The organism is Legionella sp. 16cNR16C (assembly GCF_021297775.1).
GTDB lineage: Bacteria > Pseudomonadota > Gammaproteobacteria > Legionellales > Legionellaceae > Legionella_C > Legionella_C quinlivanii_A.
This window is the reverse complement of the sequence record NZ_JAJTMX010000002.1, coordinates 274,053-289,605: the sequence shown is the minus strand read 5'-3', so window position 1 is coordinate 289,605 and position 15,553 is coordinate 274,053. Positions and strand designations below refer to the sequence as shown.

Genomic DNA, 15,553 nt, shown 5'->3' with positions numbered 1-15,553 from the left:
ATAGATTGAGTCTCACAGCGAAACGAAGTAACCCAATCTCGTAGTCTCCGATCTATTGTTTAAATAGTTTATTAATTATCTCAAAAGAAAAACCACGATTTTGCAAAAAACGCTGTTGTTTCTGCCGAGCAACAAAATCCTGCTCCTCTATTTGCCTGAATTTCTTTTGTATCACTTCCCTGGCGAGAGTTTCCCAGGACAGATTCTGCTCATTGATTATTTCCAGTATAAGATCTTTCGCCAGACCTTTAAGCTGCAGTTCCTGTATAATTCGCTGCGGACCATACCCTTGCCCGATGCGCTGACGACAGAATGAAGCAATGAACCGTTCATCACTTTGATAATTAAGCTGCTGGCATTTGTCCACAGCATTTTCAATATCAAGCCTTTCAAATCCCTTGTGAGCCAATTTTTGAGCCAATTCATTTGCCCCGTGCTCTCGCCTGGCCAGCAAGCGAAGAGCACTGTCAAAGGCTTTACTCATCCATCATCTCAATATCTTCTTCCTTCACCGCCGCTGGCATTTTTTTCTCAAGCAGCTCGGCGCGAATTAACCGCTCCAGCTCCGCTGCCACTTCAGGATGCTCTTTGAGATAAACGCGGACATTATCTTTACCCTGTCCAATTTTTTCCTGCTTGTAGCTATACCAGGCTCCTGCTTTTTCAATCAGTCCGAGCTGTGTTCCCAGATTAATGACTTCGCTCTCGCGAGAAATTCCTTCATTATAAAGAATATCAAAATCAGTGGTTCTAAATGGCGGCGCGACCTTGTTTTTAACCACTTTAACACGGGTTTCGCTACCCATTACTTCTTCGCCTTTTTTAATGGAGCCGGTACGGCGAATATCCAAACGAACTGAAGCATAAAACTTGAGTGCATTACCGCCTGTGGTCGTTTCAGGATTACCAAACATCACCCCAATTTTCATACGGATCTGATTAATGAAGATCACCAGTGTATTGGATCGCTTGATATTGGCCGTTAATTTACGTAATGCCTGCGACATGAGTCGAGCCTGCAAACCTACATGAGTATCACCCATTTCCCCTTCAATTTCCGCTTTGGGAGTCAAAGCAGCGACAGAATCCACCACAATAACATCAACTGCAGCAGAACGAACCAGCATATCCGTAATTTCAAGTGCCTGCTCACCAGTATCCGGTTGCGAAACCAGCAGGTCATCTACATTGACGCCGAGCTTAGCCGCATAACCAGGATCCAGCGCATGTTCCGCGTCCACAAATGCTGCAGTTCCCCCCGCTTTCTGGCATTCAGCGATAACCTGCAGAGTTAATGTGGTTTTACCAGAGGATTCAGGTCCGTAGATTTCTACAATTCGCCCCTTGGGCAAACCGCCAATGCCTAAGGCGATGTCCAATCCCAGAGAGCCGGTTGAGATCGCCTCGATATCACGCTCGGCAGGGTTATCTCCCATGCGCATGACTGAACCTTTCCCAAATTGTCTTTCTATTTGTGCCAGAGCAGCACTTAGTGCTTTTTGCTTGTTGTTATCCATCGTATTATCCAAAGTATGCAAAGCGCAAATTATCACATAGATATGGATAGGCAGCAAAATTTTTATGAGCTTGAGCGTAATTATCGGGCTGATAAAGACACTTTATTGAGTAGAAAGCAATGTCAGTATTCCTGCCAGGGCTTTTCTGCAGGCGCGCGTTCTTATCTGATGTCGGGAACAGTTACTGAAATGACAATGTTCGGTACGCACAATATTCCGGGTTCGGGATGCATATCCAAACCAGACTGTACCAACAGGTTTTTCAATACTTCCTCCCTCGGGTCCGGCAATACCGGTAATTGAAAGCGAAATGCTTGCCTTGCTATGTTGCAAAGCGCCCAGCGCCATGGCTTCGGCAACCTGTTGACTAACAGCCCCATATTGCTCAATAAGCAGGGCATCAACACCCAGCATCTCTTGCTTGGAAAGATTACTGTAGCAAACAAAACCGCGCTCAAACCACTGCGAACTGCCTGGAATTTCCGTGAGCTCGCTGGCGACCAGGCCTCCAGTGCAGGATTCTGCAGTGGCAATACAATGGCCTTTTGCTAAAAATAATTCTTTTAATTGATAGAGTAGTGCTTCCATAGGTCACAAATAAAAAAAGCCCCTTTTCAGGGGCTTTGAAATTATTAATTGTCGTTAGTTTTAGTTGTTTCAGTAGTCGTTGTAGTTGTTGCAGAACCTTGATCTGCTTTACCATCATTGTTTTGATCAGTGCCTTGTTGCTCAACAGTAGTAGTAGACTCTACCTTTTTCTCAGCGTTGTCACCGCAAGCAGATAACACTAACGCAGTACAAGCTGCTAAAACTAACAGAACCATTCTTCTCATTTTATTCTCCCTGGTTTAAATTCAAAGTCAATCCCACCTCTAGTTTAACAAAAATTTATCTTAAGTGAAGGAGTTAACTCAATTCCCTGTTAACTTTAGACCAAAAACCTGAAATCATCAATCTATTGATTAATTGGAATTATTAACTGGATATTTTCTATCCACCCCCTGGAGATCAATTTCAAGAAAATGGGTGATGCGAATGGTTGTCGGACTTGCTGCAGGAGTAAATTTAACTTCAATATTCCGCTCGCTTCCACTCACCAGCTCGGATGTACGAGTCACTGTCATTACTTCCGTCAACTCAAGAGGATTTTTTTCTGCATCCGTCTTTTCCGAGGTTAGAAAATAAATCATGGCCTGTAAGCTTCGTTGAGCATTCAAGCTTTCAAACATTCTTAAATAAAGATAAATTCCCTGCAAAAATCCATCCGCATGATGTCCAATATGCCCGTGGGAAAAAATCGCCGGATTTGTCAGGTTGATTGGAAAATTCATGGTAATTTTTTTTATTGTTTTTCCGGCGACAACAGAAGTTGTAGTGGCCTCGGAAAACATGCGCTGATAAAAATAAAACAGCTTGCCATTCGCGGCATGAATAGATTTCCATATCCCCAAATCTTCAGGCAAAGCGTCTTTAATCAGGCTGTTATCACTCAGTAAAATAATTAAATGCCGCAGATTTTCAAATTTAACAGGCTTGCAATATTTAACTGACGCCATACCATCATTAACAGTAAGAATGTTTCGTCCATTAATCTGATGCGTTTGCAAAGCGCTTTTATTAATTAAACTGGTCTCAGGAATTTTTAACTCGAAAAATTCACTGGCCGTTGAATCTGAAAACTCAAGCGGAATGAATTGCACATTCTTACTAATCACCGGATCACGAATAGGGATTTTATTACTCTCAACGTAGATGCCTTTTACACTGTCCTTCAGACCAAAATTGGAACGCGTTCTTGGCAACTCGTCTCTTGCCTGTCCGGTAACGGGGTCTTTCACTTGCTTCCAGATATCAAACGGCGCATTCACAAACTCAATTCCAATGGCTCGGCTATTGGTGATTTCCCCATGCGGTACATTGGCGGCAATATCCGCCATCTGATAAATCGTTCCTTTATTGTCCTTGACATTGGCCACGCAAAAATGAGCGGGCACATTGAAGACCGCAGTACTGTCCATTTCCATGCCGGCTGTTTCATGAAGAAGAATCTGCGAGGGCCTGCCCACACTTCGGGAAGAAATGGATTGCAAACTCGCTGCCTTCCAGTTTTTGAAAAGAATGTCATTATTGGAAATTGCATATTCTTCTGTAAAAGCGACCAACCGATTTTCGTTTCCAGGAATATGGGATGCGTATTTTCTCTGAGTTACACCATTGGTACGACTGTCCCAAACCAGAGCGGACTCACTTTGAATTGAGATAACAGAGTCGGCATCGGTTTTCATGCGCCGGTCATTATCAATGGGAAAATTACTGATATTGGGAAGATTTCGGTGCCACTCAATATAACTGCGGGCAATCGTTCCATGACACTCAAACACTTCTGCTTTTCCGGTTGCCTCATAATTTTTCTTGTTAAAAAAGAACACCACATAATGAATATCCACAGGCGTATATTCATAAATATCCACTTTAAAGTACCCGGTATTGGAAATCAGATTAATCACCTCATCCTTCCGGTAAGGCTTTCCAGAAGCAAAAAACTGATCTTCAGCTTTTTTGAATGCGTCCTGTACATCAGAGCCATAATTATCCATTTGCCGGGTTGCCGGCCTGGTAACTCCATTCATTGCTTTATCCTTAAACCGGCGGCTCCTGTCTTCCCGTTAAAGGATTATAGGTTACCTTTACTGGAACGACCTGATCCGTGGGTAAAATTTCCACCCATTGATCGAAAACCTGGAAATTTTTGTCCGGATTATTGGGATCAGGATCAGCTGGATCATAGCGAAAACTACCCTGCAGGGGATAAAACCCATACTCATACACCTTGTCAATTGGAGTAGCGGATACCTTGTCATCATCATGAATTTCAGCGCCTTTAGGATAATGATCAGTCTTATTGGATTCAGCATGCTTTTGCGAAACCTGAGTACATAGAAAACGAATGGCGTCATTGATAGTTACCTGGGCGTGACCAGCGACCTCATCTGCAGGATCGAGGGCTAAAAGTTTCGTTTTTATCTCATCCAGTTCCGACTGTGGAGCCATATAGGCGGCATCCAGCCCCTCCGATCCCTCAACATTTACATTTTTTAACCAATTAATTGCTGCCCTCTCCTTTCCAGGCCGAATTGGGATAACAGCCTTAACCCAGGGGGCATTCAGAAAAGCGTTGCGCATATTGTCGCCATCGAGCTGCAAAAGCCAGCCCAATGAACTGCCCATAGGTGCCGGCTGGCTTTTATCGGTTATTAAATAATTATCCTCCCGAGGTACATTATCTGACCAGTTCACCGCATCGGCATTAATGCTCTGAAAATCCCCTACGCCTAAAAACTGGCTGGATTTCTTCCGTGGTTTCCACCATTCCGGTGCTACAAAATACAGCATTTTATTGACATCAAAAATGGAGTTAATCAACTCCGACAACACATGCAAGGTGCGCGGCTCAGTATCCACTTTATAATGCATATTCGTCATGAGCGAACGAATTAGTCGGCGGTACACAATAATGCGTTCCTCTTCTCTTAATTCCTCATATTTTCGCTTTTGGATATTGCTGGCCATCTCAATACGTTCTTTGGCGGCATTCAAAAACGCCTGGCGGGTCGCCTCAGCATTTTGTTGTTCGATTTGGGTAACTGCTGCCTTCTTTGCATCGTTTCCTGCCTTAATTTCAGCAAGCTTTGCAGCAGCGACTGTATAATGCAAGGTACCGCCTACAACGAAATCAATGCGCTCATCCCACTCTAATCCACCCGGAGCGGTAATCACACCAATTTCGATTTGTGAAAAATCAGGCGTAAATTTCCCATGAAAAGCATAAATTTGATTTTCCGAATCCTCACCGCTATGGGAAATATATTTGATGCTAATATAACCATCTGGGTAGTTTGCTTTTAACAACTCAAAGCCATCTGGAGGTGGAGGCACCTGAAAAGTGGTTAAGGGAACAAACCCCAATCCCGGCACATTCCACTTCCGGTTGTCGCCAAAATCCCAGACCGCCGGTACCGTAAAATTAACCGAGCTATCCGGTGGCGGCATGGTTTCTGAAATCACTGGTTTTGGAATTAAATCGGCAGGCTTGGCAATATGAACCAGATTAGCTAATCCCAAGGCTTCTCCTGGCTCATCCACGAAGGTTTCCCAGCACAGAAAACTGCCAATATCCTGCACCTGCACACCCACTTGTCGCATTTTACGGCGCAATTCATAATTAATTAAATCCGGAGTGTTATTGGCTAATACATAGCGCTTACTGGATGTGCTGGATTCTTCAGTAATAGTTTTGAACGTTGACTTAAAGTTTTCGCGGATCTCTGACGAAAGTTTCTGCGTTTGTTCACGCATTTTTTTATGAGTATTTTCTCGTGCAGTCTGCTGTGTTCTGTCCATATTTAAACTGGCAGTAGCCGATGCATTTCCTGTGCCCCAGGATTGATTAACTGTGGTGGTGAATCCTAATTTCAAGTCGCTCTTATTATCTTCTTTTACAGCGGTGCTGATTTCATCTTGTTCAGTTGTTGATTTTTCTGTCTTGGTAATGGATTCATAACCAGTTTCATAGTATTTTTCGGTGATGGTTTTTCGCGTACTGATTTCAATCAGTTCAACAGTTGATCCTGGTGCAAGCCAGACGTGACCTGTTGGACTTCCGAGAAAGGTATCAAATTCAAAAAAATATTGTCTGAATAAGTGAACAATCCCCAGTGGCGAAAGGCTAACATTATCGACATCTTTTTTTGGATCGAATGTCAAATAAGGGTCCTTATAATCATCCGTAAAATTTTTAACCAAGTTCCAGAAAGCAGTCTTACTGTTATAATGAATGTCTGTGTAAAAGATCTGGTTAAGCGGCTTAATGACCCGATTGCTTGCCAGCTCAGTAATTACACGGGCAATTGCCGATTCATTTTGCATGGTATTGAGTAAATTATTGTATAAATCCTGTTTGAGCAAGTTAACCCGTTCGAACATTGATTCAGTATTCTCACCGCGAAGCGATCTGCTTTCGCTATATTGCTGACATTGCTGTCTGAATACTTCTTTATAGGCAGGATAAACTGTGTCATGCAGGATTTTTTTCAAATCATAATTATTAATAAAATCCCGCCACTCATCTTCGGTTTTCGCCGGTTTTTTTTGAAGTATTTTTTTAATTTCCTGCAGAATTCCAGATGATTGCACACCGAGTTGACCGGACGTTGAAAAATCGCCTAAATCAATAATTATGTCACTGAGCTCACAACTTCTCAAGCTGTAATCTCTAATCATTGTCTGATTAGAAAAATGCTTAATTAACTGCTGAACAAGAAAAGAATTTTGCTTTTGAATATCCTGTTCAATTCGTTTTAACTGTCGTTTGGATTTCCATCCCAGCAACGGCTGATATACGCCAAACATTTCACTGGAATAAGGAAGAATATTTTTAAATTGATCATAGTCCTTAATGGTTTTCATGCTATTTTTTCCTCCGTGAATAGCATTCTTAATAGTATATCAGTTTATTTAATTTTTGGATAATTTGACTAATTTTTGCAATATTTCCAATGCTGCTCGCAGCAGAGGTGATGCATATTTCTAACCTGCGTACTAAAGCTTTGTGAAAGATGGCGGCTTAACTTTTGTTTATGCACTTAAATACTGACTTGGCCCTCCCAGTTTGCTAAAATCGGGAGTTTTATTTATGTTGAATTTTGCTCATGTCTGTAACACACACTCCAATGATGCAGCAGTATTTACGCATTAAAGCTGATTATCCTGACATGCTGTTGTTCTACCGCATGGGTGATTTTTACGAATTATTTTTTGACGATGCCAGACGAGCGGCCCAGTTGCTCGATCTTACTCTGACCCATCGCGGGCAATCGGCGGATAAGCCAATTCCAATGGCCGGCGTGCCCTATCATGCTGTAGAAAATTATCTGGCACGTCTGGTGAAGAAAGGCGAATCGGTTGCCATTTGCGAACAGACTGGCGATCCGGCAACAAGCAAAGGTCCAGTTGAACGTCAGGTAACGCGGATCATTACGCCAGGCACTCTAACCGATGAAGCACTGCTGGATGCCAAATCCGACAATCTGCTTCTGGCTATCTATGAAAAGGCAAAACGCTATGGACTTGCCTGGGTTGACTTAAGCGGCGGGCGCTTTCACTTGCTGGAAGCAGAGGATGACGAGCAGCTGTATGCTGCGGTTAGCCGCCTGCAAGCCGCAGAACATTTGCTACAGGAATCTACTTCGCTTTCATTCCCGGGAAATTACTGTGTTAAACCACGACCGCACTGGGACTTTGATTTAAATAAAGCTAAAGAGCTCTTTGCTGAACAGTTTGAAGTCGCCAGTCTTCATGCTTTTGGCGAAAAAAATTACCAATTGGCTTTGGTTGCAGCCGGTTGCCTCTTGAGTTATCTCAAAACAACTCAACGTCAGGCACTGCCTCATTTAAAACAAATCACTCTGGAAAATAATGAAGATTATTTACATGTGGATGCTGCGACCCAAAAACATCTGGAGCTTTTTGAAAATTATCAGGGAGGCCGGGAGAACAGTTTATTGGCCGTTTTGGATCACACAGTTAATCCAATGGGAAGCCGTCTTCTCAAAAGATGGCTGGGGCGGCCCTTAAGAAATCTCTCTACAATTACCCAAAGACAGGACTGTATCCGTGAATTAAGCGAAAAACAGCAGATTACCTCGCTTCAGTCACTACTTAAGCAAATTTGCGATGTAGAGCGTATCGTATCTCGAATAGCCCTAGGCTCGGCCAGACCTCGCGATTTAGTCCACCTGAGACAAAGCCTGAGCCATCTACCTGAATTTGGCCGCAATTTACAAAATAATACCTCTACCCTGCTTCAGCGGATTGCCCAGGGATTGACGCCGCAAGCTGAGCTGTTAAACCTGTTAATGCAGGCCATTATTGATAATCCCCCCATGCTGATTCGAGACGGCGGGGTAATTGCCCCTGGATTTGATGATGAGCTTGATGAATTAAGGGCTCTGAGTGAGAACGCAAATGGAAAGTTAAACGAGTTTGAGCTGGCTGAAAAACAACGAACCGGCTTATCCACTCTGAAATTCGGCTATAATCGCGTCCAGGGCTATTATATTGAATTGTCCAGAAATCAATCGGATAAAGCTCCTGATTACTATCAAAGAAAGCAAACTCTGAAAGGAGTGGAGCGCTATATAACCCCGGAGTTGAAAATCTTTGAAGAAAAAGTACTCAGCGCACAGGTTAAAGCCTTAGCCCGGGAAAAATGGCTTTATGAGAATCTTCTGGCACTCCTGCTCGATCATATTAAACCCTTAAGTCAGTTCGCTGACGCGATTAGTCAGTTGGATGTTCTGGTCAATCTCGCGGATCGAGCCAGCCTCTATAACTGGACTTGCCCTGGGTTTATCGATCAACAAGGCATTCACATTGTTGCGGGACGCCATCCAGTGATTGAACTCATCCGCCAGGAGCAATTTATCGCCAATGATCTGACCCTTGAGCCGCAAAAGAATATGCTGCTGATTACCGGTCCGAACATGGGAGGTAAATCCACTTATATGCGGCAAACCGCCTTAATTGTGCTACTCGCCCATATAGGGAGCTATGTACCGGCAGCTCGAGTTCATTTAAGCCTGATTGATAAAATTTTTACTCGAATTGGCGCCAGTGATGACTTGGCTTCAGGACGCTCAACTTTCATGGTCGAGATGACGGAGACTGCTCATATTCTGAGACAGGCAACAGCGAACAGCCTGGTGCTGATTGATGAAATTGGCCGCGGCACCAGTACTTATGACGGAATGGCGCTTGCTTATGCCGTGTGTGTTCATTTGGCCCATACTATTAAGGCTTTTACCCTTTTCTCGACCCACTACTTTGAATTAACCAGCCTGCCTGATCAATATCCCTGTATTATTAATAAGCATTTGCAGGTAAAACTAATCGAAGGAAAAATTGTGTTCCTCTATCACATTGAGGATGGTTGTACTGATCGAAGTTATGGATTGGAGGTTGCTCAGTTGGCGGGACTACCTGTTGAAGTGCTGGCACTCGCTAAAATGCATTTGCATGAAATTCAGCAGGCAACACCTCCATCAGTGTTCACAGAAATCAGTAAACCAGCGCCAATGCCTGAATATGTGCATTCCATTTTAAACAGGCTATCGCGAATTGAACCGGATAATCTGACCGCGAAACAGGCTTTGGAGCTGATTTATCAATTAAAAGATGATTATGCCCTCTCCTCAGAAGAAAGGGTTAATCCATGATACAGTTCCATTATGAATAAAAGGCTTCTATTACTTTTCCTGTCGCTGCCGCTTTTGATGGCAGCAGAAAATGCCGAGCACTTTGTGATTTCAGGTGTTAAAGGTAAAGTATTGGCCAATATTCAATCACGACTGCAGGAAATTTCGGAAAATAAGTCACTTGAATTTCAAACTGATGAGGAATTAACTACTCAAATTGCTCAGGCGGTTTCTCCTTACGGCTATTTCAGTCCTCAGATTTCGATTACGCGTAGAAAAAATAATTTGCAAATCAAAGTAAACCCTGGGCCGCGCTTGTTAATTTCCAGGGTTTCCATTAGTGTCATCGGTGAAGGAAATAATAATTACCTGATTAATCGCAGTCTGAAAAAACTGGGGCTTGAAACGGGCAAACCATTTATTAGTGAAAACTATGAAAAAGCCAAACAAGCTCTGATGAACGCCGCCGAGAATCAGGGTTATCTGCATGCCTCCTTTGATAAAGCAGAGGTGCTGGTAGACAATGAACAGAATACTGCGGATATTCAATTGATTTTTAATACCGGGCCGCAATACTATTTTGGCCAGGTCCAATTCAGTCCAAGCTATATTTCTCCAGAAGTATTGCGTCGATATATTCCTTTCAGCCAAGGGCAATCTTATTCCACAGAGCAAATACTCGCTTTAAATAACGCACTGTCCGGAAGCGGCTACTTTAGCAATGTGATCGTCAAACCCGTTTTAAATGAAAATGGACAAGTGATTCCTGTCAATGTTCATCTTCAGCCAGCTCCGCGAGTCAATTATTCAGTGGGGCTTGGCTTTGGTACCGATACGGGTGTCCGCGGACGCCTGGGCTATCATGTCACTCCGGTCAATTCATCCGGCCACAAATTCAATGCGATTGCAATGGGTTCAGTCAATGAGAACCGCCTGCAGGCGCAGTACATTATTCCCGGTCAGAAACCACTCATTGATGAATACGACATTTTCGGCAGTGTCGCCAATCTCAATTACAGTGCAGGCTATAGTAATTCCGCTCAGGTATCTTTAGCCCAAAGGCATACACTTAGCCATTTCCAGAGAGTTTTGTCTCTTAATGGTCTTTATGAGCGCTACAGCTATGATGACACCCCCAAGTTTGAAAAATTGATTCTCTACCCTAAGGCAAGCCTGAGCTGGATGAATAAAAAAGATCAGCTGTTTTCGCCAACAGGTTATAATGTGACAGTTAATGTTCTGGGAGCCAGTCAACTGGCTTTGTCAGAAATTAGTTTTGCACAGACCTCTCTGGATGCCAAAGCCGCTGTAACCATTGAAAAAATGCGTACGCGCTTTTACTTCCATACTATTCAGGGAGTCACTTTGATTGATGATATCAACGAATTACCCTTGTCTCTCTCCATGCTGCTCGGGGGGGCGGATAATTTAAAAGCCTATACCTATAATTCCATCGGTCCCGGTAAAATTATGTCTTACGGCGGCCTGGAAATTCAGAAAGAAACGTTTGAACATTGGTATTTGACCGGATTTTTTGATACGGGCGATGTGTATAAACCCAGCTCTAAAGACTGGCAAAACGATGTGGGGATTGGTTTGATGTGGGTTTCCCCTGTTGGCCCGATTAAGATTGGAGTTGCTCAGGCTATTGACGGACATTTTAATCGCAAGAATAAAAAGCCTCGTCTGGTAATCAATATGGGGCCGGATTTATGATGTTCAGACTAATTTTTAGAAAACTGTTTTATAGCACTCTCTGGATCCTGGTGATATTGAGCAGCCTTCTGCTTTTCCTGCTTACCACAACTCCTGGATTATATCTTCTTGTAAAAACGGCAAGCCATTTTGCTCCTGGAACCTTAGAGTTTGAAGGTTTAAAAGGCGAAGCCGCAGGTCGTATTCATATTGACAAGCTTCATTATACCGATAAGAGCCAGGAGATTAATCTGACGGGATTTCAATTACACTGGCGGCTTAAGGATGTGCTGCATCGGCGTATTAATGTTCGCTCTTTGCAAGTTGAAGGGCTGGATTATAAGCAAGTATCTTGCAGCCAGCCAGTGAACTGTCAAAATCCGCCGTCTGAACACGCGGGCTTTAGCTTACCCTCGCTTCCTGTGGAGCTGCTCATCAATAAACTCACAGTTCAACGCTTAATGGTTTCACTAAACAATGAAATCCATCAAGTTGATGGATTGAAACTGCGTGTGCAGCTTAAAAAAGACTTGTGGCTACTCGATGAGCTGCATTTAGGTTTTCAACAGCAGCAGCTTGGATTGCAAGCCTGGATGCAAACCAAACCTCCCTATCAGGCAGCGGCTAGTTTGAGTCTGAATTCTATTTCACCAGAAGGTGCAAAGGGTGAGCTTCTGTTTGCAGGTGATCAATCTCTGTATAGCTGGAGAGGAAAGCTTAATCAGCCAGGTTCATTGAGGGGACATGGAACCATAGAGCATTTTTCAGAGGTCAATGCCCAGTTTCAATGGGCTGATTTAAAATGGCCTCTTGAAAAACCTGAACTGGAAATTTCTAAAGGCCAGTTACATATAACAGGCAAGCTTTCCAATCTGCTCCTGCAAATGCAGGCGCAATTTACGCAGCCTCTTAAGGGGCAATTGACGCTTAATGCTATTGCAAATCAGGACAAAATTAGCAGTACAACGGACTTTAACTCTCGAGAGGGCAAATTACATTTGCAAACCCTATATTCTCTGAATGGAAAACCAGGATTACAGGGATCACTGAATGCCAGTTTTTCCGAGCATTTTTTACCTGATTCCCCTCTGAAAGAATTACAGACTAATCTGAAATTTTCTGGCGAAAATTTAGAGAATTTATTATTAAACGGCCAAATCAATGCTCTCTACTATCAGCAGGCGTTAAAAGCAGTCATTAAATCACAGGAACAAACCCAATCAGCACAAATTAATCTGGGAAATAATCAGATTCTCATAAAACATCTTCCCAATAAACCCTGGCAACTGAATGCGTCGTTAAGTGAACCGGTGCTATTACATCCCTCACTGGCTGGCTTAAAAACCCGGATCACTGCCAAGGGAAACTTTGAAACAGAACATAAAGGCAAACTGCTAGTCGAGATTGCCCAGGGCAGTTACCAAATCCCCGAGAAGGAGTTGCTTGTCTTTAAAGGCGGGAAATTTGAAGCTAATCTGGCGAAAAGCGGGCTAAGAACAAGCGGAAACTTTAATATTGATTCGGACAAATCGATTCGCCTTGCTATCGATTTGCCAAAATTTAATTTCCTCCAAACGGATATCAACCAGCAAGCGATCAAAGGTTCCGTTCGTCTGGTGATTAACTCTCTGGATTTCCTTGCCAATATGAGCCCTGAAATTTCCAGAACCAGCGGCCAGCTTTTGGCTAATCTGGATATCAAAGGAAGCATTGGCAAACCGGACTTAAGTGGGATCATTGATCTTAAAAATGGAAGCCTGGTTGCTAAACGAAATGGTTTAACGCTAAGCCCTGTTGATATCAAACTAAAGAGCCAGGATAACCACTGGCTGGTAACCGGCAACCTCTATGCCGGTGAAAAGCCGCTTAAGATCGCAGGTAACGGCGATTTCTTCCCCGAGGTTAAAGGTCAGTTGTCTTTAGATGGCGAGAATCTGCTGGTGATGAACACAGCGGAATATGTCATTTATTTATCCCCCCATTTAAAATTTGTATTTACCCCCTCCTCACTGGCCTTAAATGGGCGGCTCGTCATTCCCAAAGCCTCACTGAAGCCGCAGTCGTTTAATAACACCGTCACCTTAAGCAGCGATGTGGTTTTTAAAGACAAAAAACCGGCTGATAATCCCCTGCATATTGATGCGAATGTCAATGTCGAAATGGGGGACGAAGTCGAGTTAGCCGTCAAAGGCTTAAATGGATTTTTACGGGGTTCAATCAATCTCAGGCAATTGCCGGATGGACCTTTGAATGCCGGTGGAGAATTAACTATTACTAATGGTAAATATCAGGCTTATGGACAGGATTTAACTATTGAACAGGGCGAACTTCTATTTACCGGTGGCTTAATAGATAACCCGGGCTTAAATATCAGAGCGGTTAGAAAATTTTCCAACACTACCGCAACGTTTGCAGGTTCTGATCAATTATTTGATTTTAATCCCAGCAATATACAAACCCTCGATTTTGGCAATAAGCTTACGGTGGGCATTGAAGTGAGCGGGCGGCTGCTCTCGCCGCAGGTCAAATTATTTTCAAATCCTGCAACACTTTCGCAAGCGGACATTTTGTCGATGCTATTGCTTGGCCGCCCTGCCAATCAGGCTAATAAATCGGGCGGGCAATTGCTTTTGACTGCAATCACCTCTATGAATCTGGATTCAGGAAGCAATGGCCTGCAACTGGTGAATCAGTTAAAACAGAAACTGGGTGTCGATTTTAATTTAGCCAATAACAGTACTTATAATAAACAAACCAATCAGGTCAATGACACAACCTCGCTCGTGGTAGGTAAAGCGATTTCCAAGCGGCTGTATCTTAGTTATAACGTTGGTCTTTCCCAGGCAGACAGCAATGTGCTGACCCTGAAATATCTGCTGAACAAATTTTTTAGTATACAGGTTGATGCAAGCACTACAGGAAGCGGTATCGATCTTTTATACACTCATCAAAAGGAGTAAATGACTATGGCTTATAATCTGCCGTTGCGATTGAGACGTATGCGACAAACCCCGGCAAGCCGAGCACTTTTAAGGGAAACTCGACTAAACATTGAACAGTTTATTTATCCCTTATTTATCAGTGAAACACTAAATGCAGCGCGTGAAATTCCCAGCATGCCCGGCCAATACCAACTGCCGCTTAATGCGCTGGCCAAAGAAATTGAAGAGATCTCATCTCTGGGTATTCCGGCAGTATTACTATTTGGCTTGCCTGCCCATAAGGATGAGCGAGGCAGTTCATCATGGCAGCCGGAGGGAATTATTCAAAAAGCTATACAGATTATCCGCCAGACTAATCCCGAAATGCTCATTATTACTGACCTGTGTTTCTGCGAATACACTGATCATGGCCATTGCGGTGTGCTGAGAGATAGCATTGTCGATAATGACCGAACGCTTGCGCTTTTGGCGCAACAGGCCGTTAGTCATGCGCAGGCGGGAGCTGACTGGATAGCACCGAGCGGGATGATGGATGGTATGGTGATGGCAATTAGAAGCGCACTCGACGCCGCCGGGTTTCAGGATAAAGCGATATTGAGCTATGCGGTAAAATATTGCTCCAGCTTTTATGGCCCATTTCGGGAAGCCGCTCAAGGTGCTCCGCAATTCGGCGATCGTAAATCCTATCAAATGGATCCAGCCAACAGCAAAGAGTCGCTGCGAGAAGCTGAGCTTGATTTGGCGGAAGGTGCAGACATGCTGATGGTTAAACCGGCAATGAATTATCTGGATATTATCTATAAGTTAAAACAGGCCATTCCCGCGGTTCCCCTGTGTGCCTATCAGGTAAGCGGAGAATATTCCATGCTTAAATGCGCAGCAAGCCAGGGATTGATCAATGAAGAACAGGCCATGCTGGAAAGCCTGATTGCAATTAAAAGAGCTGGCGCCGATATGATTATTTCTTATTTTGCCAAAGATTTGGCTAAAATGATGAGATAAGAGAACCTATCGTCTTTGCAAACGCAGTGAAGCAATTCCTGGAAAGCCAGGGCTGAAATTGCTTCGCAACGGGCGAGGGGGCTTAATCTGGAGTAAAGGAATACTTAATGCTAATTGGAAGACAAGGCCTGCGCGGAAATGACAG

At 43.6% G+C, this 15,553-nt stretch carries 10 protein-coding genes; 4 read left to right on the top strand and 6 right to left on the bottom strand.

Going from position 1 to position 15,553, the window contains the following annotated elements:
* Window positions 1-52: 52 nt before the first annotated feature.
* The 6 genes from recX to LXA66_RS05140 all read right to left on the bottom strand — a co-directional run bounded on the left by recX (window position 53) and on the right by LXA66_RS05140 (window position 6,983).
* Window positions 53-484, bottom strand: a complete 432-nt coding sequence (gene recX / locus LXA66_RS05165) for a recombination regulator RecX (protein ID WP_112219839.1) — start codon at window positions 482-484, stop codon at window positions 53-55.
* Window positions 477-1,517: a recombinase RecA gene (gene recA / locus LXA66_RS05160; RefSeq protein ID WP_233012297.1), complete on the bottom strand. Its 1,041-nt coding sequence runs from the start codon at window positions 1,515-1,517 to the stop codon at window positions 477-479. The genes recX and recA overlap by 8 nt, the downstream gene beginning before the upstream one ends.
* Before the next feature lie 102 nt (window positions 1,518-1,619).
* The gene (locus LXA66_RS05155) at window positions 1,620-2,105 is read right to left on the bottom strand and encodes a CinA family protein (RefSeq protein WP_233012296.1); all 486 of its coding nucleotides are present in this window, start codon (window positions 2,103-2,105) and stop codon (window positions 1,620-1,622) included.
* Between the two features lie 44 nt (window positions 2,106-2,149).
* Complete coding sequence (locus LXA66_RS05150) at window positions 2,150-2,350, bottom strand: hypothetical protein (RefSeq protein ID WP_112219836.1); 201 nt, start codon at window positions 2,348-2,350, stop codon at window positions 2,150-2,152.
* 129 nt (window positions 2,351-2,479) lie between these two features.
* Window positions 2,480-4,147: an N-acetylmuramoyl-L-alanine amidase gene (locus LXA66_RS05145; protein ID WP_233012295.1), complete on the bottom strand. Its 1,668-nt coding sequence runs from the start codon at window positions 4,145-4,147 to the stop codon at window positions 2,480-2,482.
* A 10-nt stretch (window positions 4,148-4,157) separates the two neighbouring features.
* Window positions 4,158-6,983 (bottom strand): peptidoglycan-binding protein, encoded by a 2,826-nt coding sequence (locus LXA66_RS05140; RefSeq protein ID WP_233012294.1) that lies wholly within the window; start codon window positions 6,981-6,983, stop codon window positions 4,158-4,160.
* 242 nt (window positions 6,984-7,225) lie between these two features.
* Between LXA66_RS05140 and mutS the strand changes: the two genes are divergently transcribed.
* The 4 genes from mutS to hemB are packed head-to-tail and all read left to right on the top strand — an operon-like array spanning window position 7,226 to window position 15,408.
* Window positions 7,226-9,790, top strand: coding sequence for a DNA mismatch repair protein MutS (gene mutS / locus LXA66_RS05135; protein WP_233012293.1), 2,565 nt, complete (start codon window positions 7,226-7,228; stop codon window positions 9,788-9,790).
* A gap of 12 nt (window positions 9,791-9,802) precedes the next feature.
* Window positions 9,803-11,485 carry an autotransporter assembly complex family protein gene (locus LXA66_RS05130; protein ID WP_233012292.1) on the top strand — a complete coding sequence of 561 codons (1,683 nt, stop codon included), beginning with the start codon at window positions 9,803-9,805 and terminating at the stop codon, window positions 11,483-11,485.
* A complete protein-coding gene (locus LXA66_RS05125) occupies window positions 11,482-14,424 on the top strand; it encodes a translocation/assembly module TamB domain-containing protein (RefSeq protein WP_233012291.1) in 2,943 nt (980 codons plus the stop codon). Before LXA66_RS05130 ends, LXA66_RS05125 begins: the two co-directional genes overlap by 4 nt.
* Window positions 14,425-14,430: 6 nt before the next feature.
* A complete protein-coding gene (gene hemB / locus LXA66_RS05120) occupies window positions 14,431-15,408 on the top strand; it encodes a porphobilinogen synthase (RefSeq protein ID WP_370637181.1) in 978 nt (325 codons plus the stop codon).
* Window positions 15,409-15,553 lie beyond the last annotated feature (145 nt).